Here is a 19708-nt window from a genome sequence, read left to right on the forward strand (position 1 = left end):
GCTTTCATGTTCGTTGCAAAAAACTGGAAAGACTATGAGGTCATCGACTGCTCTAGGGGCGAAAAACTCGAGCGCTGGGGAAAGTATATCCTTTGTCGCCCGGATCCTCAGGTCATCTGGCAGAGCGAAAAGAAGAATCCCCTCTGGAAGAAGCTGAACGGCCATTATCACCGCTCCAAGGCAGGCGGCGGGGACTGGGAGTTTTTCTCCCTTCCCAAGCAGTGGCAGATTTCCTATCCCTTGGGAGAAAATGGAGAAGACAGGCTGAACTTTCATTTAAAGCCCTTTGCTTTTAAGCACACCGGCATCTTTCCGGAGCAGGCCGTAAACTGGGAATGGTTTTACCGCTTAATTAAAAAGGAAAAGGAAAGACGAGAAAAAAGCGGAGACAAAAGCCCGATTAAGGTCTTAAATCTCTTTGCCTATACCGGAGGGGCCACCCTTGCCGCTGCAAAAGCCGGTGCGGAGCTTACCCATGTGGATGCATCGAAGGGCATGGTTTCCTGGGCAAAGGAAAATGCGGAGAGCTCAGGACTTGCCGGCGCTCCCATTCGTTATCTTGTCGACGACTGCATGAAGTTCGTCGAGCGAGAAATCCGAAGGGGAAATCTCTACGACGGCATCATTATGGATCCTCCCTCTTACGGCAGAGGCCCGAAGGGTGAAATCTGGAAAATCGAGGACAGCATCTATCCCTTCCTAAAGCTTAGCGAGAAAATCCTGAAGAAGGATGCCCTCTTCTTCCTGCTAAACTCCTACACAACCGGCTTGCAGGCAGGTGTCATGCAGTATATGCTGGAAGAGCTCATCGGAAAAGGGAGAAACGGAAAAGTTTCTTCCGATGAAATCGGACTCCCCGTAGCGGAAAACGGTCTGGTGCTTCCCTGCGGTTGTGCGGCAAGGTGGGAAAAAGCTGAATCGTAAGGCATTTGGCGTTCTTTGTCAGAAAAACTTTATTGTTTTTCCCTATAAGAGCGGATAGTATTAAGAGTATCAAGTATGAGGGGACGTGGCTTTATCGGAAAGCTATTTTCCTATAAAAATATAAGCGGCGAACTGATCAGTTCGGCGAAAGAAAGGATTCAATTCATGCACAAGGGATTTAAAGCTCTTTTATTTAGTTTGACCGCAGCCTCCGTATTTTCCGGAACGGCGGTTGCGGCCGGATGGACTGTCAACGAGCGCGGACAGCAGGTTTATCAAAATGACAACGGCTCCGTTGCCACGAATACCTGGATTAAGATGAACCAGAACGGACGCACCGAGTGGTATTACGCTACCGCAAACGGAAGCTTGAAACAGGACGGTTGGCAGAAAATCGGAGACAGCTATTATTATTTTGACGGAAACGGGATGATGCAGACCGGCTGGGTACAGGACGATAAATATTACTGTGACCCGTCAAGCGGGAGAATGGTGACCGGTTGGAAGTTGCTCCCCCTTCCCGAAGGGGTAAGCGCTGCAGAAGGCCGAAAGAGTATCAACAACAACTACTGGTTCTATTTTAATGAAAGTACCGGCGAAAAGCTCTACGCGAGAGATGAACGCGTGGTCATTAAGACCATCGGTACTGCTTCCTACGGCTTCGATGAAAATGGTATCATGGTCATCGGTTGGGCACAGACCGCCGACGGAAATCCCGAAATCGCAGGCTATTCCTATTTTGCGGATAAGACGGAAGGAAACTTAAAGCTCGGCCAGCGCATCTCTGCAAGCTGGTATGCCACCGTCGGTCCCGAAGGAGACAGTGCAAGCCTTTCCACCGGCAATGTAGAATGGTTCTATTTTAAAAATAACGGCCACCCTGCTGCAGGAAACGGTTCCGTGTATGAAGTACAGCGTATCGGAGACAAGCGTTATCTCTTTAACGAGAAAGGCAATCCCGTATACGGCATTCAGAAGGGAAAGACCTCTTCCAATGCCGCTGAAGCCTTCTACTATTGCGGAAAAAATAAAGACGACAGTTCCGTGAAGACCGGCAAAATGAATCTGGTAGATGGAGAAGGCGAAGTCATTACCTGCTATTTTGAAAATAGCGGTAAAGGCGTAACCGGTGTCAAGCAGGATTACGTTTACTATAACGGACGTCTGCAGAAGGCGGAAAAAGGAACACATTATCAGAAGATTACGCTTCCCGGGCAGAACCGGAGCTATGTCATTAACGAGTCCGGAAGGATTATGAAGTCCAGAACCAAGTATAGAGATGCAGACGGAAGCAAGTGGTCCGTTAATGCCAGCGGTGTGATCACCCTGGATGAAGGCTTGGACACGGTAGAATTGCTCTCCCCCGCCGTTACGGACATCAGCTAAACGAGATATCGTATGCTTTGCGCGCAATACTCGTTATGAGCAAGATGTCTTAGGCTTCGCCTGCGTCACTTGTTAAGAATGAAAACAGTTCTTGAGGTATCGGCAGAACTTGCCTGATACCTCATTTTTTTATCTTATGGCCTCCCTTTATTTTTCTTATCCGGTGTCCCTTGACGAAAACGGGAATTCGTCCTACTATGAAAAGGTCGCTAGGGGCGCTGTATGCTGAGAGGTGAAAACCGACCCTTTAACCTGACCCGGATAATGCCGGCGTAGGGAAGCTATACTCTTTGCCCCTCCCAGCCATTTTGGCATAAAGGAGGTTTTTTTTATGAAACAAAGTACAGAGAAACTCGCATTTTCAGGGGTGTGCATCGCCCTGTCCATGGTTCTTGGAATGGTTAAGGTATTTTCCCTTCCCATGGGCGGATCCGTGACCGCCTGCTCCATGCTCTTTGCCACTCTGCCCGGCTTCTTTTTCGGAACGGGCTATGGTCTGCTTTCGGGCTTCGCCTACGGTCTAATCAGCTTCTTCTTAAAGCCGGAATTCTACAGTCCCGCACAGTTCGTTGTAGACTATATTTTTGCTTTTTCCGCGCTCGGTCTTTCCGGCCTGTTCAGTCGTAAGAAACACGGTTTGTATATCGGCTATATCGTAGCCTGCCTTGGACGTTTCTTCTTCGCCTTCCTGTCCGGCCTGCTCTTCTTCGCCGCATATGCTCCGGAAGGCATGAATCCGGCATGGTACTCTTTCCTCTACAACATCAGCTATATCAGTATCGAAGCGGCTGTGACCATCGCTGTCTTACTGATTCCTGCCGTTCATAAGACAATTTATCGTTTAAAAGGAAAGTTCATCCGGGAAGAGCCGGTTCCGTTGCGGCCTTAAATCAATTGAAATTCCTGCAGTAAAGACTTCCGATAAGCTTCACTTTCGGAAGCCTTTTTAATATCCGCAATCCGCCCCTCTTCTGCCAGAATCCCCATCAGCTTCGCCATTCTGGCTTCACTCTCCGCTCGACCTTCTGCACGGCCTTCTACACGCCCTTCCGCATGTCCTTCTGCCACCGCTTCTTTCTTCCATTGTCTTTTTAACCGTTCAAGATAACTGCTCATCGTATTCCCTTCTCCTTCCTCTATATAGTTTGTCTCCTTTAGTTCCTTCACTCTTTGAGAAAGAATGCGGGAGTGCATCTTCCTCGGGTCTTCCGCATAAAAATCCTCAATTAGCTCTCCCAATTCATCCTGACTCGTTTTTCCCGTATTCAGATAAATAATATGCGTTTTATCCGGAAAGGAATTACCGCTTTCTTCTATCCTTCGGGAAATATGATAGATTTGCCTGTTTTCTTTTAGGACATCTTTCTCACAGATAAATATAACATAGCTTTCTGGCAAATTCTCAAACTTTTTTCCTGCTTTTAAAAGGTTCATGTCAATGAGTCCGGAATGGTAACGTGCCCGTTTGGGACTTGCTCCCTTAGCCCCATTCTGCAATTCTATGTTGTATACTGTGCCATTTTTATCCGTGCAAAAGCAATCCAGGATTAACGATCTCCCCTGCAAATTTTTCAAATCCATTTGCAAGGATTGCTTTTTTACTTTTAGATCCGGCTTTCCGAGTATGGTTTGTAAAATGTACTCGGTACATTTTACATCCAGTAAAACCACTCGTATAAAAGCGTCATCCATGAGAATCAGTCTGGGAATAAGCTTCTGTTTCCAATTTTTTCGTCTTTTTGTATGTACTCCGGTAGCACTCATGTACTGCCTCCTTTGAAAAAAAAGATTTGAGAATTTAGTTCATAGAACAATGAAAAAAGAAAGAACATAGAATAAAGAATAAAAGTGAAAACTAAAAACGAAAAAGACCTAAGTACTTTTCTTAGGATTCATTTTACCAAAGAATAGCGCTTAGGCCTATACTCCATATTCGGATAAGGTTTTTATAGGACTGTCTAAAAAACTTTGCATAATCTTTTTCCACACTTACATTGTAAGCTTCCTCTATCCTCTTCCCCCATTCAATAGCTTCCATAGCCCCGGAGACAGTCCCTTCATTCCCTTTCCTGTAAAATAGGCAAGGAAGAGGCAGTAGACCGGGCTCAAGAGATAAAAGAAAAGTTTAAATGCGTCCCTCCCCGCGTCTCCTGTAAATGCTGCCGTCCTCGTCTCCAAAAAGCCTTGCAGAAAGAACCACAGGCGGAGAAAGAGATAATGTGAAGCATAGATATAAAAGCTCATGTCACTGAGGGTCTGCAGAATGCTTTTCCCCCTCTTCATAGGCAGGATGCCTCCCTCCTTCTTCATAAAGAGACTTAAGAAAAAAAGTGCCATACCGAGGCGATAGAAGACGGTTGCCAGCAGCAAAATGCCGATGGCATGAGGCAGGAGTGTCTGCGCGTAGCAAAATAGGGCGAAGACGAGGAGCGGAAAGGAAGGCAAAAAGAGCTTTCTTCCGTCCCATAAAAGGGCGAGACTTCCTCCCAGAAAATAGTAAAAAGCCGCATCTTCGTTTAAGAAAGGAACATCCACTTGAAAATACACCAGAAGGAGAAAAAGGAGCGGAAAACATAGAAAGAGCGGAGACATAGCACTTTCGGTACCCGCTCTGTTTATAGCGGTATTCCCCCTTATAAGGATCACTAAAATTGCCATAAACGGAAGGCAGAAACTGAGCAGTATCAGCTGATAGAAATACCAAAACACCGGATTAAAGCGGTAGAGGAAGATTCCTTCCCACAGGTTTTTCAGGCTCCACTCCGCCTTTCCGAAGGAAAGGTAGAGGAGCGTCATGACACTGCTCCAAAGGAGATAAGGAAGGACATAGGAAAATACTCTCGACTTTAATTTTCTGCCCCAGCTTTTCACATCGTCCAAACCTCGGAAAAAGAGAAAGCCGCTTAAGAAAAAAAAGCCCGGTACAGCAACCTGCCCCAAGAATTCCGAAAAGAAAAACTCTATCTTGATCAAAAAAGAAGTGGAAAAAAAGCCCGAATGCGGAACAGCCTGCAGAGACGCAAGAGAAAAGTGTGTGCTATGCACAAAAATGACCAGAACAGACAAAAAAAGGGTGTAGGACGGCAGAAAGGAAAAGTAGGGATGGGCAGAAGAAAGTAAGCGTCTCTCCTCTCCTTCCGCATTAGCGGAACGACCGCCTTTTTCCTTCGTGCTCTCCATCACTACCCCTTTTTCTAAGCGTTATATCCTTACTGCTCAAGAGGGCCTCATTGCCCAAGAGTATCTTATTGTCCAAGAGTATCTTATTACCTAAGCGAACCTGACCGCCCAAGTGCACTCTCCGACCGATTCTTACATATCGTCAAACTCGATTGTAAACTGTGCATTTCCCGTAGTCCCCCTGTGTGCCTTGTATTCATTGACACGCGCATTGATTCTTCCTACCGGATCAAGGATGGAAGAAATGGAAATGTCGTGATTCATATTGTCGATTAGAAGCGCAATATACTTCGACATATCTACGGAAATATACCATTCTCTCTTCAAGAGCTCTTCCGACTGGTAAATCAGATTCGTGGTTAAAACCCCTTCCAAAACGCCCGCAGCATAGGCTTCATCGAACTTGTTCAGGCCGTTTGTAAAAAGCCCGAAGGTACAGCAGGCGTACACTCTCTTTGCCTTTCTGTCCTTCAGCGCCTTTGCGGTATCAATCAGGGACTCTCCGGAGGAAATCATATCGTCAATGATGATAACATCCTTCCCCTCTACGTCGGTTCCCAGGAATTCGTGTGCCACAATCGGGTTTCTGCCGTTCACAACCTGTGTATAATCTCTTCTCTTGTAGAACATACCCATATCTACGCCGAGAACATTTGCATAATAAATCGCACGGTTCATTCCGCCCTCATCCGGGGAAATCACCATCATATGATCCTTATCAATATCCAAATCTCTCACATTCAAAAGAAGAGCTTTGATAAACTGATAGGTACAGGAAACATTGTCAAAAGAATCTCTCGGAATCGCATTCATGACTCTCGGATCATGTGCATCGAAGGTGAGGAAGTTCTCCACGCCCATCTCATGAAGCTCCTGCAGCATCATCGCGCAGTCCAGGGATTCTCTTCCGGAACGCTTGTGCTGTCTGGACTCGTACATAAAGGGCATGATGACGTTGATACGCTTTGCCTTTCCCGTCGTAGCGGCAATCAAGCGTTTCAAATCCGCATAGTGGTCATCAGGAGACATGTGATTCACATGACCGAAGATGGAATAAGTGATGGAATAGTTCATCACATCCACCAGTAAATAAATATCCACACCGCGAACCGTCTCTAAAATCTCGCCCTTTGCCTCTCCCGTTCCAAAACGGGAAATCTTGGTCGGTACGATATAATCCGACTTCTGATAACCGGAAAAGGCCAGCGTCTGCTTGTGCTCACTCTCCCTCTTCGTACGCCAGGAAACCAGATAATCGTTTACCTTCTTTCCAAGCGGTGCAATAGACTGAAGCGGCATCAATGCCAAGGGTCCCACCGGAATCCGCTCAATAAACTGAGACGTTCTAGAATCTGCCATGCTAATCCTCCCTATCCATGATAATTCACAACACTATATTCTATGCTTCCTACACGGTTCCATCCTGCCTATGCGGCATACTCCTTAAAAATACAGGAAAGATACGGAAATGTCCATGCCTTTCTCCCTATCCGAGCCTTAAATCCCTGCCATATAAGGGAATAATCTCATAGTCCGACATCATTCGGGAAACCACACGATCCGAGTAAAGCTCCCGGAGGTCTTTAAAATTCAAATTGGTGGAAATCATCATCGTTTTTCTGGTCAAAATCCGCTGGTTTAAGAGATTAAAGAAACGGGATGCCGTAAAGGAATTCGAAAATTCCGTCCCCAAATCATCCAGGAGCAAAACATCCACTTCTTCCACAAACTCATCCTCTATCCCTTCCCGCATCAGCCTGGAAAAATGATTGAACAGCCCTTCCGCGGTGAAATACAGCACGCTTACGCCCCGATCCAGCAGTGCCTTTGCAATGCAGTGGAGGAAAAAGGTCTTTCCCGTTCCGGTTCCTCCCGTGAAAATAAAGTTTCCCTGATTCTCGGGATAATTTTGGCAGTAGCCGTAAAAATAATCCCGGATGTCCTTCATATATTCCCTAACCGTCTTATTGCCGGTCTGTGCCTTCCTCTCCGTATTGTCAAAGCGTTCCAGCTGAAAACGGGAAAAATTCTCCCGTTCCAAAATTTCTCCCATCTTGGACTGCTTGTAGAGAATCTCCCCCTGCAACTTCAAAAAACAGCGACACTTCTTTCCCTCAAAGATACCGCTGTCCCGGCAAAGAGTACAGCTGTAATGCGCCTCCAAGTCCTCCGGGGAAAAACCTGCCTTCTCCAGGAGCACACGCTTCTCCTCCCGAATCTTCTGTATCGCGGGGCGCAGTGCGCGAATGGCTTCCGCATCTCCCTCCTGCGCCTTCTCTATTGCGGAAATGGAAAGCGTACGCAACTTCTCGTCCAAATCCGCGTAGCCCGACACCTTCTCCAGTACCTCTCTCTGCTTCTCCAGAGCTTCTTTCTCCGCCCGAAAACGTCTTTCGGAAAGAATCTCCTGAATCTCATGAAATTGCTCCGCAGTTAATGCCATTCCGTACTACCTCCCTGCCTCAGTAGCTGTAAGGCCTTTTCCTTTGCCAGAGAATCGTAGTCCACCTCATCCTGCTTGAAATTCACAAAGCGGTTCTTCTTCTCTTCCGGCTTTCCCGCATCCTGCCGCGCATTTTGCTTCCTGCTTTTCTTCGTTAAATCAAATTGCTCTATCAGGCTCTTTGCCTGCTTTACTGTCTGAATGCGCTTCTCATGCCAGTCCAGCGCAACACTCTCGATATAGCGAGGGCTCGTCTTATCAATGCTTGCACAATAATCCAGTAAGAACTCGATGAGCTCTGAACTCATCCCCAAATACTCCACCATATACTCAAACTTCTGAATATGGCTGCGGCTCACACCACCCGGCAGCAAATACTGCGCCACATAGAGGATACCCTCAAACTCTTCCTCATTGATTTCCTGCTTCTTTTCCTCTATCGGAAGCAGATTTCGCTGCGTGTAGGACACGTTCTGCTCTGCTAAAGGCGAATTTTTTTCTGCAAGAGGCAGAGTATTCTCTGTAAGAGGCAGCTTACTTTCTGTAGGAAGCGAATTTTTTTCTGCAAGAGGTAAATGTTTCTGATTTTTCTCAGCAAAAAAAGACAGCTTTGTAAAATTGTTCGCCTGCTTTCTGTGTAAGACTTCCTCGGAAAGTCTAGCCGCCTCCTCAGAGCGAATTTCTTCCTCTACCGCCTTCGCCGTCCCTTCTTTGAAAATCCCTCTTTTTTCCCAATAAAATATAGCTCTCTTGATGTCATAATCCGTCAAGTTCAATGCATCCGCAATAGAATGAATCTTCAGGTTCTCCCGTAAATGACGTAGCAAATAAAGGTAGACCCGAACATACTCCCCGCTTGCCTCCGCTAAATATTCGTCTATAAATGCATTTGGGACGCAGGTAATCTCCGCCTTTATCCCTTCTTGAAACTGAATTTCCATCTCTGCCCTTTCCCTGTCTTCTCCCGTTGTCATACTCGATTTGCATCATAGCACAGGGCAAAAAAGTCTTCAATGGCACTGTTCCACAAGTTTATCAACAGGACTTATCCACAGCAATGTGGATAATGTGGGTTTCTTTTTTCCAATATTCCAAAAGCCTTTATTTACTGGCTTTTTCACACTTTACTTCTTCTAATGACAGCTACTTTATCCACATTTCATAGGTGGATTTCCAAAAAAATCTTCCTCACGAAAGTTTTTTTTATTTTGCTATGATTCCTGTAAAAAATAAAGAGCCTCCGACGTCGAAACCGACGTCCAAGACCCTTATTATCGTATAAACGAGTTTTGTACGAAACCTTACTCGATAAGAAGCCTTGCCACCCGCAATGCGTGTGGCAGTTTGTCTCCCTACAAATTATTTCTCCTATTAATATATCACACCGATTATGGGTAGATACCTTTACTATTGGATATTCTTCTTCTGTTTCTTTTTCTGCCCTAAGCCCCAGAAAAGAAGAGATATCATGGAAACCAGTGCAAACATACCGTAGAGTGCCATGACACTGCCGTCGCCCGTAGCAACCTGTCTCAGTACACCGAGGACATCCGGTTTCTTCATCGTTACATCCGGAGTGGTAATCAGAGGTCTGTTTTCACCTTGTACAGTCGGAACCTTCGGATCCGGTGTATTGGTTCCCGGACTTGGCGGTCTGTTTCCTCCACCGCCCGGATTTCCGGGGGTTGAGCCTCGACTATAGCTATTGTTAAAGACAATCTCATTCTTCTTTGCCAAATCTTCTCCGGTTCCCACCAGCACTACCGCTGTAAGATAAGGGGGAACAGGATTATCGTTCTCATCCTTTGTAAATTCCATTACCTTCACCAGAACCGTATAAACTGTCTGATCATAAGTGAAATAACTCTTATTGCCTGCCGTTTGCTTAATGAAATACTGATAATCTCCCTCTCTTGTGTAGGTCATTTCATTGAACTTCAGTTCATGTTGCTGTGGTCCCGCACTTGTTACCGTAAGCTCACTGGGACTTGCAATCGGCGTAATCGCCGCATTTCCGCTTGCCGGATCCACTTCCATGTTAATCTTATAGGTCTCTTCCGGAGCATTTCCGGAAATATTTACTTTAACAGGAATCTTCACGGATGCACTCTCTGCCGCTTTAGCAACCATTCCCAACCCTGCCGATAGGAAAAGCACAGCCGATAGAAGCTTGCCAGCCCTTATTAAAAACTCTTTTGCTTTCATCTCCGTTACTCCTCCATTTATGGGTTCACTCTTACCATCACCACTGCTCTTCCGTTCGTTTCTACAGATACACAGGTAGACAAGGCCATAATCTGATCCGATTCCTTCATGCCGATGTCTCTGAAATTTGTAGCGTGATTTTTCAAATACTCTACAAGCTCCATAACATGACCTTTCTTTTCTTCTACATCATATATCATTCTGTCATACGCATCACACTCTATGACGGCAAAAACCTCCAACTTTCTTGCTTTTCCATCCGGTAAAAAAAGATGTCCTGTCAGGTGCTTATCAAAGTAGTCCTTCTCAATGAACTCCATGACATCCCCATACATTCCGCCGTTATCCATGTGGTGGCCATAGGTCAGCATATAGGGGTCGCTAAAGTCTGCTTTGTTTTCCACACTAAGAAAAATTGAGCCGGATAAGGAAAACTCACACATTACATCCTTATTAACATACTCCATATCGTCTCGTCCCTGAACCATGGGGTAGTCAATGTGTGTTCCGTCTAAAGTAATCCATGCTCTGGTATCCGGATTGATTGCCATAAGCTCTTGCAAGCTAAGCCTTGCTTCTTCAGGATTATCCAAGCTGGGTTTGTACTTTAGAAGATCATCTTTCAGAAAGGCACCGCTCATCGTTACATAGGTGTCCCAAAGAGAATATCCTCCGAAGGACAACATAACCACCATAAGGATGATTGCAAGAAAGGATAAAATCTTGTCGCCAAATCTGGCGGCACTTGCTACTACATCCATGCTTTGTCCTTTCTACTCCTTTAACTTGTACACTGTGTGTACATGATAAACTTTGCTAAACTATCGTCTATTTTCACAAAATTTATAATCTACATACCCTGTATTTCCAGTATCCCTCCCGGGGAGCAAGCTCCCCGGGAATTATACTGATTCAAAACTTTCCGTAAACCCCACCGAGTTTGGAGAAGAAGATTTGATTACTCGACAAGACTCGCAGAAATATTTTGAAGCTTAGTTAAAGAATATCGAGAAATTATTCCTCTTCCTTCTTACGGTTAACGAATACTACACCCAATCCACCTGCTACAGCAAGCATCAAAGCATACGGAGCAACATTCATTACAATACCGGTCGGTGTAACGTTGTCCTTATCGTTTTTAATCTCTACAGCAGCCTGGTTCTTATGAACGTTAAAGCTTGTCTCATAGTTAGTTACTGCAGCAAGCTCATCAAGACGGGTACCAGTTGTTAAATCACCGGTTGTAGCATAGTTTGTCTTATCCTCGCCGGCAGTCATTACATAGCCTGCTCCGTTAACTTCCTTTACATAAACCTTATCACCCTTTGTTAATCCGGTAATCTTAATTCCCTTGCCATCTTTTGCTTTAAAGGTGAACTTATAAGCTGCAGTTCTAACTGCATACTCAGCCTGTGTACTTGCTGTAATCGCTTTTCCGGAAAGAGCTGTAGCTCCATCCTCGTCGAGAACTGCATACATCTCTCTCTTACTGTCTGTTACAGCCGTAACACTTGCAGGAACTACGAAAACCTCAAATTCAAAGTCCTGGCTCTTGTTGGAAGCATTTCCGGTAACCTTCTTCTTAATCGTTACTACATGTGTAGAATCGTTCGGATGATCTTCATCACCAGGAGGAGTTACAGGAGGAATATCCGGATTTGGTGGCGGAGTCGGATTTCCATAGTTATTGGTAATTCCGGTTACCTTTTCACTCAGTGCTTTCTTTTTCTGCTCTTCTGTAAGGTTAATAGTATTACCTAATTTTGTACGAACAACCTTAGCAATGATATGATCCTTATCAACGTTATCAACAGGATCAACAGCATGGTACTTCATTACCATAATCTTATACTCGGACTTACTATAAACTACACCTTCGTAGCCACTATTAACCTCTTTTAAGATGTACTCATAAGTTCCATAGTCTACGGTTGCAGGAGCAAATACACTGTCAACAACCTCGAACTCTGCATCAGATGCAAAGTATCTATAATCAGAATTTGCTTCTTTCTTACCAAATTTTTCTGCACTACCCGGTTGCGGCTCGAAAACAGCCTTTTTCTTTACTTTAACTCCGCCTGCAAGTCCGGCTTTTGTTGTTACCTTAGACGTACCTGTAGCTGTTTCATATTCCCACTCAGTGCTTCCCGGGCCTGCTTCAATCGTAAAGTCGAAAGCAGTCTGCGGTGCTAAAGTCTCACCATCTACGTACAGCTTCTTGGTGAAAGGAATGGTCAGCTCTTTACTGTCAAATGCGAATGCAGGCATAGCCATAGACATTACCATCATTCCGGATAATGCCAGTGTTGCGAGTTTGTTTAAATTCTTTCTCATTTTTTCTCCCCTTTTTTAAAAAATAGTAGAAGTGTGTGATATATAAACAGAAGGTGTGCGCCTTCAATTTATTGAGTTACGTGAGGTACGGCTTTGCGCCGTTCTCATTTTCCATTGAAAAGTCTTATATTCTTTTCTGCTTAGCCGATATTACATCTGTCTAAGCTATCTCTTCCGATGCAGATGCAACTGCTGTTGGAGACGCCGGAGTCGCCATTTAAACTCCTTTCGTCGGTCTTCGGTGATTCGAAGTTCTTTTCCAACTTTGTTCTTCTTCAGCAGGTGTATCTGCATCGGAAGTGATATTTTTATAAGCTTTTCAATGAACTTGATAGGTTGTTACTATTTCAGAAAAGATTGGATTTATACTTCCTCTCTTTTCTTTTTCTTTATGCTGAGGTAAAGCCCAGCCATAAATGTAAATCCACAGAGACTCAATACATACGGTGTGAAGTCTCCTCGAAGTCCGGTCGGAACCAAAGTTTTACGTGGATTCCGGAAAGTGATTTCTCCATCCCGGCTCAAGATATCAGTAGCAGAGTAAGCCCCTTTTCTATTGATGTACTTTCCGTCCATAAAATCAATAAAGTCGTACTTGATTTCCCGAATATCCAGGGGTTCAGATACTCCATCTTTACTCATCTCACCCTTCGCCAAATCATAACCATCTTCTCTCGACTCAAATACTTTATAATAAATATTTTCATCAATTGGCAAGGTAAGCGATTCCCCATGTTTCAACTTCATACGTACCACGGTGGCGTTTATCTTATTTCCTCGTCCGTCATCAAACTCTATTGGATTTCCTTTGATGTTTTTAACTTCGCCGTGTCCACTTCTTCCATTATTGTTCGGTTTCCACTTATTATCTATATATTTATTAATATCTTCATCACTAAGCGGAATATACTTATTCCCATCATATGAAAATAGCCCTATATAGAATTCAAAGCTTTTATTCCTTGCTTCTGTAGTGAAAGCCGTACCTCCAAATTCTTCTACAACTTTTCTGATGGTAATGGTCTTCTCTCTTGGAACATTTTTATATGTATTGAAGAAATGATAATTTCGACGTACATCCATCAGCTTTAAGTCTTCAGTTTGACCACCATGACGGACTGCATTTTTATCAAATTGGTATCCTTTTGTTCCGGTACTAAAAATCTTTCCTTCGCTACTTTCAACTTCCTTCACCCGGTACTTCATATTAAGAGGAGTGTTATAAATCGAAATACTAATGTTGGGATTACCTTTCGCTCTTGCATAAGGGGCTCCCTGTCTATACTCCTTAAAAACTCTACTAACTTTTATATATAAGTTAGTATTAGGAAGTTTAAGTATCTTATCTTCATTCTCCCCTAAATAATCAGCCGGTGAAACTGTTGCAAGTAGTTCCTCAGTTCCTGCTGCATTTTCACGAGAAATCCTGAAACTTATTGTTTTTAAGATCTCTTTTCCGAGAATCGTTAAGCCTGAACTCTCTTTAAAGAACTCACCTTCATCGAAACCTAAGAACGCTTTTTCAATCACCATATTTCCCGGGTTAATGATTGGTTTGTTATACTTCTTATTTTCATCCTTTCCATTTACCTTATAAGAAAGCGTTGCTTCCGTATTTGTGGGTAATCCAGGCTTACCCGTTGAGGAAGCGTATCTAAGTTTATCGGATTGCTCTCTGTTCAAATCTTCCTTACAAATCGCGTTTAAATCTGTTCGTGCATCTCCTATTATGATGTTTTCAGTACCATGAGGATCTTTACTTATAGGAGCAATATGATACTCACCATTATAAAAAGTTTTACCAATTTCCTCAAAAGCGTCCACTGTCGGGATAATCTTAGCTACTGCACGAATCTCATATCCCGCAGGTAGAGTAAAGTCTTCCGGAATAGTTTTTAATGAAATCTTCCATAACTTTTTGCCATTTTCAATATAATCGTCATCGACTTTGATATCGAAACCTTTAAAGTTAAGGGACTCCTTCTCTTGCGGATCAGTAACCTCATGATCAACTTCTACACCATTAGCCTTGAGTTTAACTAATTGTCCTACAACCGTTGACGTAGGATTCTGTGTATCAACCGGTTGAACGAATCGTGTTAGAGTATCGGAAATCTCAACATTCTGCACCTGATTACGAGCTACCCTCTTATAGATTCCTTGGAATGCTTCATGAAGATTATCAACAGTAGAACCATCGAAGCACTTATAAAGAACATCTTCATACAAAGCTCTTTCTCTTCTGTCAGGATGTTTTTTATCATCGTACTTTTCACCCGTTCTTTGGTTGCCGTCTTCATCATAGTACTGCCCCATGGCAAAGTCATTTAGGTAATTCCAATTAGTTTTTGCTCCTACACCAATGCTATAGAACGCATCTATATTGGTCAATTTGCTAAGTTCCCCTCTAGCTTGATTTAATGCAGGAAAATTTATACTGTATCCATTGCCGTAACTCCATCCCTCTTGATAACTCCTACGAATGATATAATAATCAGAATCATTATACCGATGCGTATCCTCAAAAATATAATTATATGGCTTCCCTTCCTTTTTCTTTTCCTCTTCCTTTTTCTTTTCCTTTTCTGTTTTCTTTGGAATTGTAGCAAACTTGGGATTTCCACCGGCAATAAACACGACAATCTTTTCCGCATCTTCTCTTACTTTGGAATTCTCATTAGTTAAACCGCCTTCGGCAACTTCATACTCCGTTCCATCTCTCAAAAGAGTTTTCACATTTTTCATTGCTGATGCATAGTTTTCTCCACTAACGGTTCTCTTATCCCCGTTCTTAAAGGTGCTCTTCTTTTCATCCAGAGCATCTAGCTTATCAATAATGTCCTTAGGATTTTGGGTGAAACCCATAACATGTTTTGTATCATTATAGGCTTTGTCGCTTACATTAAATCCGCTACTCATTCCATCATAATCAGTAGCTTCATCAAGCCACACTTTGGCGTTTCCTTTATCACCTTTATACTCTCCAACTATATTGATGTCCTTGTTACCTTGCTCATCTTTTTCATTGCCGCCAAGTATTGCATTGGTATTCTTGTAATGAATGGAGTCAAGAGAATCATACTTCGCTTTAACCTCCTCAACTATGCTGCCAAAACCTTTGTCTCCATCCATGGTGACAAGTGCATAACGTACATCACTATCTGATTGCGAAAGTCTCTCAATGAACTTTTTGATTTCATTCTTTACTTTGGTTGACTTAGCGCTATCCTTATCTACATAATCCTCCTCACTTAGCTTCTTTAACTTTTCGTTAAAGCCAAAGCCTGTAGCCATTACAGCAGTATTGTCATAAACAAAAACAACATCCAATTTTTGTTTATTATTGCTATTCTCTTTCACCTGCCCGGTAAGCGTCAAATCATAAGTTCCATCCAAATTATCTGTGATAAACTTCTCATTACTTAAAATAGGCAAAATGTCTTTCTTTTTAGGCTTATTCTTTTCTGTTTTCAGTTCATATATAAAATAGAAATCAGTATACGCACATCCCCATGTGAATTCGGTGTAATACTCTCCTTTAGGATTTAAAGAATTCCACCTAAACTCAGATTTATCTATGGAAATTATTTCCATCCCTTTAAAATATATCCATTTTCCATCTTTGAGCACATATCCTTCTACTAATTCAGGCATGGCCGTATAAGGAGCACCGGCAAGCTCACTCTTTTGTCCTCCAACACCTTTTAACTCAAAGTTTTCAAACGTTTTATACGCAATAGAATTAGCCAAATCACCCTTTTTATAATAAATCGGATTATAAGACGAATTATTTCCTATTTGGTATTCTTTTTTAGTAATCGTTTCATAGACAGTTGGACCAATTTCCTTAAAATTCTTATCTACATAATGAAAGCGTATTCCATAGAACACATTCTCATTGCACTGCCATGTCACAATGTATGCAGAAAAAGAATTTGCAATAAACTCTTTCGTGATTCCTTCCTTCTGCTCGGAAGCAGCACTTTCTTTTTCCAGCTTAGCTAAGGACTCACTATAAGTTGTTTGTGCGTCTACAGTACTTCCCTCTTGTTTTGCGACATCTCCAGCCGATTTTCTTGCCTCTACTTGTTCTTCTGCTTTTTTCTCTAACTCGGCACGAACAACCGTCTCTACCATCTTTACTTTGCCGGTATCTTTTTCTTCAACAATATGATGGATAGCCACAGTATCCGCACCCGCATCTTCCGGAACAGCAGCCTTATCAAAGGTAAGGCGCACTGAAACCGGAACCTTCGGTTCTATTTCCTTTGTTCTGTCGTTCTTGCTTACAAAGCGAATATCCAGTGCATCGGAGCCTTCATAAATAGAGTGCTCCTTCATTGCCTCAACTTGTTCTTCTGTGAGCTTTTCTCCGTCTTTCTTCCCTTCTTCTTCCGGCTTCACAAGGCGCTTTGCCTCAAGAACAACATCCTGCGCCTTTCCTTCTTCATCGACAAATGCTTCGTCATCATAGAACACTTCTACGGTTGCAAAGCCTTCGATTTCAACGTTCTGGCTCTTTCTGCCAAGCTCATTTAAGCTGTACTGTGAGAATCTCGCCGATACCAGCTCTCCCAGGAATTCTTCATAGTGGCTGATAACATCCTGTAAGAATCCGCTAAACTTTACCTCAACTTCTTTAGTGCTTTCTTTCTTTACCGGAGCTTCGGTCGCAGTCTCCACTTCCGCAGACTCTTCGTTCTTCTCTTCAGCCTTTACCGCTGCCTCGGATGTCTCCTGCTCGGGTGCTTCTTCCTTCTTTTCCTCGGAAACAATGCTTACCTTGGACGCACTACCTTCCGTGCCTGCTTCCGTAACGGAAGCTACGGTAGTTTCTTCTTTCGACGCAGCCTGCCCGGCTGTTTCCTTTAATTCTTCAGAGGATGTAACGGACTCTGCAAGCTGTGCTTCCGATGCAGCGTTCTTTGCCTCTGTACCTTCTTCTATCTTACTTTCCGGCGCCTTTGTAGTTTCTACCGGAACTTTCTTTTCTTCTTTCTTCAGCTTATCTACAAGTTCCTTGAAAAGCTGTGTCTTCGGAGATACCGTAACTTTCGGGTACTTGTTTCCGTCTACGGAAAGCTGGAAGGTGATTCTGTGGTCTGCCTTATTCTTATAAAGGAAGGTAATTAACTCGCTTCCTGTCAATTCCGTGTTTCTTACCAGATTGCTGTCCGAAGCAAGGTTTTCCTCTTCTTCCTTCTTAACGGACTCTGTTTCTTCTCCCTTCGGGAACAACTGTTCCAGCTGACTCTTTCCGTCATAGAGAAGTAAGCTTTCCTTACTTTCTTTTCTAACGAGGTTGTCCAGATCCTGTGCATCTCTTTCTACAAAAACCTGTAAACCGGCTTCTTCTTCCGCAAGGCTTTCGGAAAGTCCTTCGGAGATACTGTCTAAAGGAATCTCGTAAACTTCTTTATCCAAGGAGAAGATTCCTGCATAGCTCTTCTGTAATTCCTCGTCCTTGCTGTATCCCTTTAAAACCGAATCATCAACTCTCTCTCCCTTTTCAATCGCTTCCTTTGCCGCTCTTCTTAAGTCTTCTCCAAGAAGCTGTACCTTCACTTGCGTTCCGGAAACGGAGATTTCGTTATTCTGTTCTGTATTCCCCTGTTCCGCTCTTCCGGGAATCGTTAGTCCTCGATAGCCCGTGAACAGGAGGCACGCAATCAAGAGCATAGACAGCTTCTGCTTCATACCCTTGTTCATATTCATTATATGATTGTTCTGATTAGTCTTCATCATACCTACCTCTTCACAGCACCTTGTCATTTCTACAGCAATAACAGTTTCGTCAGTACAGTACGGGCTCGATGTTGCGGGCGTTCCTCCTCTGTAACTCACTCTATACTTTTCGATTGCATCGGATGTGATACAATCCCTACTCTGGTATCGATTCTATCAATCCCATTTTCTTTTTCAATAGACCTTGCTTAAGAGGCCTTTAAAATGTCATAGAATCGGTTTTCCCCGTTTTTAAACAAAAATTTCTTGTTTTGGAATTGGAAAAATCATTGTCATAAACCGCATCATAGCTTTTTTCTTTTGTGCAGTTTTTCTTTTACCTCCTTTAAGTTGAAATATTTTCTTAGTTTTTCCTCTCTTCTTTCTTTAGAAGAGGAGTCTGCGTGGAATTTAACATTTCTTTCTCGATGCCCTTCTGCTCCACTCTATTCATTCATTGGAAAAGGGTGTTTATGCATTTCGTAATTTCCAAAAATATTAAATTCTTAAAATATTTTTCGACATGCTTTAATTTTTTAATAAATAGGTTTTGCTGTTTTGTTAAATTTTTTTCAAAGAAATAGAATACAAAGCTGAAAATAGCTATTTTAGGGCATTTTTAAGGGTGGGGATTCTCTTACAAATTTTTCTGCATTTAGTAGAAAGTATGCTATATTTATTCATGGACAAATTGTCCGGGTGGATAGAAAGTCATTTTCAAAGAGTAAAAAATAGAATGTTCAAGAAAGAAGGAGACGGAATGACGATACAAGAAGAAAAAGCTTATCAAGAATTACAGATTTTAGAAGAGAGATACCCTGTGCTTGTCCCGTTGCATAAGGAGATTGCAGAGGCATTTTCCATGATGCGGGATTCTTTTGAAAGAGGCGGCAAGCTTCTTCTTTGCGGAAACGGCGGAAGCTCCGCGGACAGTGACCACATTGTCGGAGAGTTAATGAAGGGTTTTTGTAAGAAGAGAAGGATTTCCGAAGAACTCTCTTCCGAACTCAAGACTCTTTACGGTGAGGAGGAAGCGGAGTATTTCACAAAGCATTTGGAGCAGGGACTGCCGGCTATCGCTTTCAGCGCGCAGACTGCGCTGCATACAGCGTATAGCAACGACCAGGATGAGGCCTTATTTTACGCACAATGTCTCTTGGGATACGGAAAGAAGGAAGATGTGCTTTTCGGCATCAGTACTTCAGGCAATGCAAAGAATGTGGGATATGCCTTAAAGCTCGCCAAAGCTATGGGGATTAAGAGCATTTTACTGACAGGAAAGGACGGCGGTACCGGAAAGGAGCTGGCCGATCTCTCCATCATTGCTCCCTCCAAGGAAACCTATCAGATTCAGGAGCTGCACCTGCCGATTTATCACTGTCTGTGTTTGATGATAGAAGCATATTTTTTTGGATGAAAGCTACTGAAAGTTAATACGTAAAATTATAGCTTATGAAATTGTATTGCAAATTAGCTTGCATTTTTATACTATTGACTTATGAAAAGGATTGT

At 43.1% G+C, this 19708-nt stretch carries 13 protein-coding genes and 1 riboswitch; of the genes, 4 read left to right on the top strand and 9 right to left on the bottom strand.

Annotated elements, in window-relative coordinates:
* Window positions 1-6: 6 nt before the first annotated feature.
* From HMPREF9624_RS07675 to HMPREF9624_RS07685, 3 genes are all read left to right on the top strand, one after another.
* Window positions 7-924, top strand: coding sequence for a class I SAM-dependent methyltransferase (locus HMPREF9624_RS07675; RefSeq protein WP_009537275.1), 918 nt, complete (start codon window positions 7-9; stop codon window positions 922-924).
* Window positions 925-999: 75 nt separating this feature from the next.
* A complete protein-coding gene (locus HMPREF9624_RS07680) occupies window positions 1000-2310 on the top strand; it encodes a hypothetical protein (RefSeq protein WP_009537276.1) in 1311 nt (436 codons plus the stop codon).
* A gap of 201 nt (window positions 2311-2511) precedes the next feature.
* Window positions 2512-2606, top strand: a riboswitch (TPP riboswitch).
* A 35-nt stretch (window positions 2607-2641) separates the two neighbouring features.
* Window positions 2642-3199: an energy-coupled thiamine transporter ThiT gene (locus HMPREF9624_RS07685; protein ID WP_009537277.1), complete on the top strand. Its 558-nt coding sequence runs from the start codon at window positions 2642-2644 to the stop codon at window positions 3197-3199.
* Here HMPREF9624_RS07685 and HMPREF9624_RS07690 read toward each other — a convergent pair.
* From HMPREF9624_RS07690 to HMPREF9624_RS07730, 9 genes are all read right to left on the bottom strand, one after another.
* Window positions 3196-4074: an Rpn family recombination-promoting nuclease/putative transposase gene (locus HMPREF9624_RS07690; RefSeq protein ID WP_009537278.1), complete on the bottom strand. Its 879-nt coding sequence runs from the start codon at window positions 4072-4074 to the stop codon at window positions 3196-3198. The two genes, HMPREF9624_RS07685 and HMPREF9624_RS07690, sit on opposite strands and share 4 nt — an antisense overlap.
* Window positions 4075-4317: 243 nt before the next feature.
* Window positions 4318-5490: an acyltransferase family protein gene (locus tag HMPREF9624_RS07695; protein WP_009537279.1), complete on the bottom strand. Its 1173-nt coding sequence runs from the start codon at window positions 5488-5490 to the stop codon at window positions 4318-4320.
* A gap of 132 nt (window positions 5491-5622) precedes the next feature.
* Complete coding sequence (locus HMPREF9624_RS07700) at window positions 5623-6849, bottom strand: ribose-phosphate pyrophosphokinase (protein WP_009537280.1); 1227 nt, start codon at window positions 6847-6849, stop codon at window positions 5623-5625.
* 127 nt (window positions 6850-6976) lie between these two features.
* Window positions 6977-7933, bottom strand: a complete 957-nt coding sequence (locus HMPREF9624_RS07705; RefSeq protein ID WP_009537281.1) for an ATP-binding protein — start codon at window positions 7931-7933, stop codon at window positions 6977-6979.
* Window positions 7924-8907, bottom strand: coding sequence for a DnaD domain-containing protein (locus HMPREF9624_RS07710; RefSeq protein WP_195891137.1), 984 nt, complete (start codon window positions 8905-8907; stop codon window positions 7924-7926). Before HMPREF9624_RS07710 ends, HMPREF9624_RS07705 begins: the two co-directional genes overlap by 10 nt.
* Window positions 8908-9340: 433 nt before the next feature.
* A complete protein-coding gene (locus HMPREF9624_RS07715; protein WP_009537283.1) occupies window positions 9341-10138 on the bottom strand; it encodes a Spy0128 family protein in 798 nt (265 codons plus the stop codon).
* Between the two features lie 17 nt (window positions 10139-10155).
* A complete protein-coding gene (gene srtB, locus HMPREF9624_RS07720) occupies window positions 10156-10899 on the bottom strand; it encodes a class B sortase (RefSeq protein ID WP_009537284.1) in 744 nt (247 codons plus the stop codon).
* Between the two features lie 253 nt (window positions 10900-11152).
* Window positions 11153-12472 (bottom strand): DUF7601 domain-containing protein, encoded by a 1320-nt coding sequence (locus tag HMPREF9624_RS07725; protein ID WP_009537285.1) that lies wholly within the window; start codon window positions 12470-12472, stop codon window positions 11153-11155.
* Window positions 12473-12835: 363 nt separating this feature from the next.
* On the bottom strand, window positions 12836-18217 hold the full coding sequence (locus HMPREF9624_RS07730) for a DUF7604 domain-containing protein (protein ID WP_009537286.1): 5382 nt from the start codon (window positions 18215-18217) through the stop codon (window positions 12836-12838).
* Between the two features lie 739 nt (window positions 18218-18956).
* On the opposite strand from HMPREF9624_RS07730, the gene HMPREF9624_RS07735 reads away from it, so the two are divergent.
* Window positions 18957-19613 (top strand): D-sedoheptulose-7-phosphate isomerase, encoded by a 657-nt coding sequence (locus tag HMPREF9624_RS07735; protein ID WP_009537287.1) that lies wholly within the window; start codon window positions 18957-18959, stop codon window positions 19611-19613.
* Window positions 19614-19708 lie beyond the last annotated feature (95 nt).

The organism is Oribacterium asaccharolyticum ACB7, assembly GCF_000238075.1.
Classification (GTDB): Bacteria; Bacillota; Clostridia; order Lachnospirales; family Lachnospiraceae; genus Oribacterium; species Oribacterium asaccharolyticum.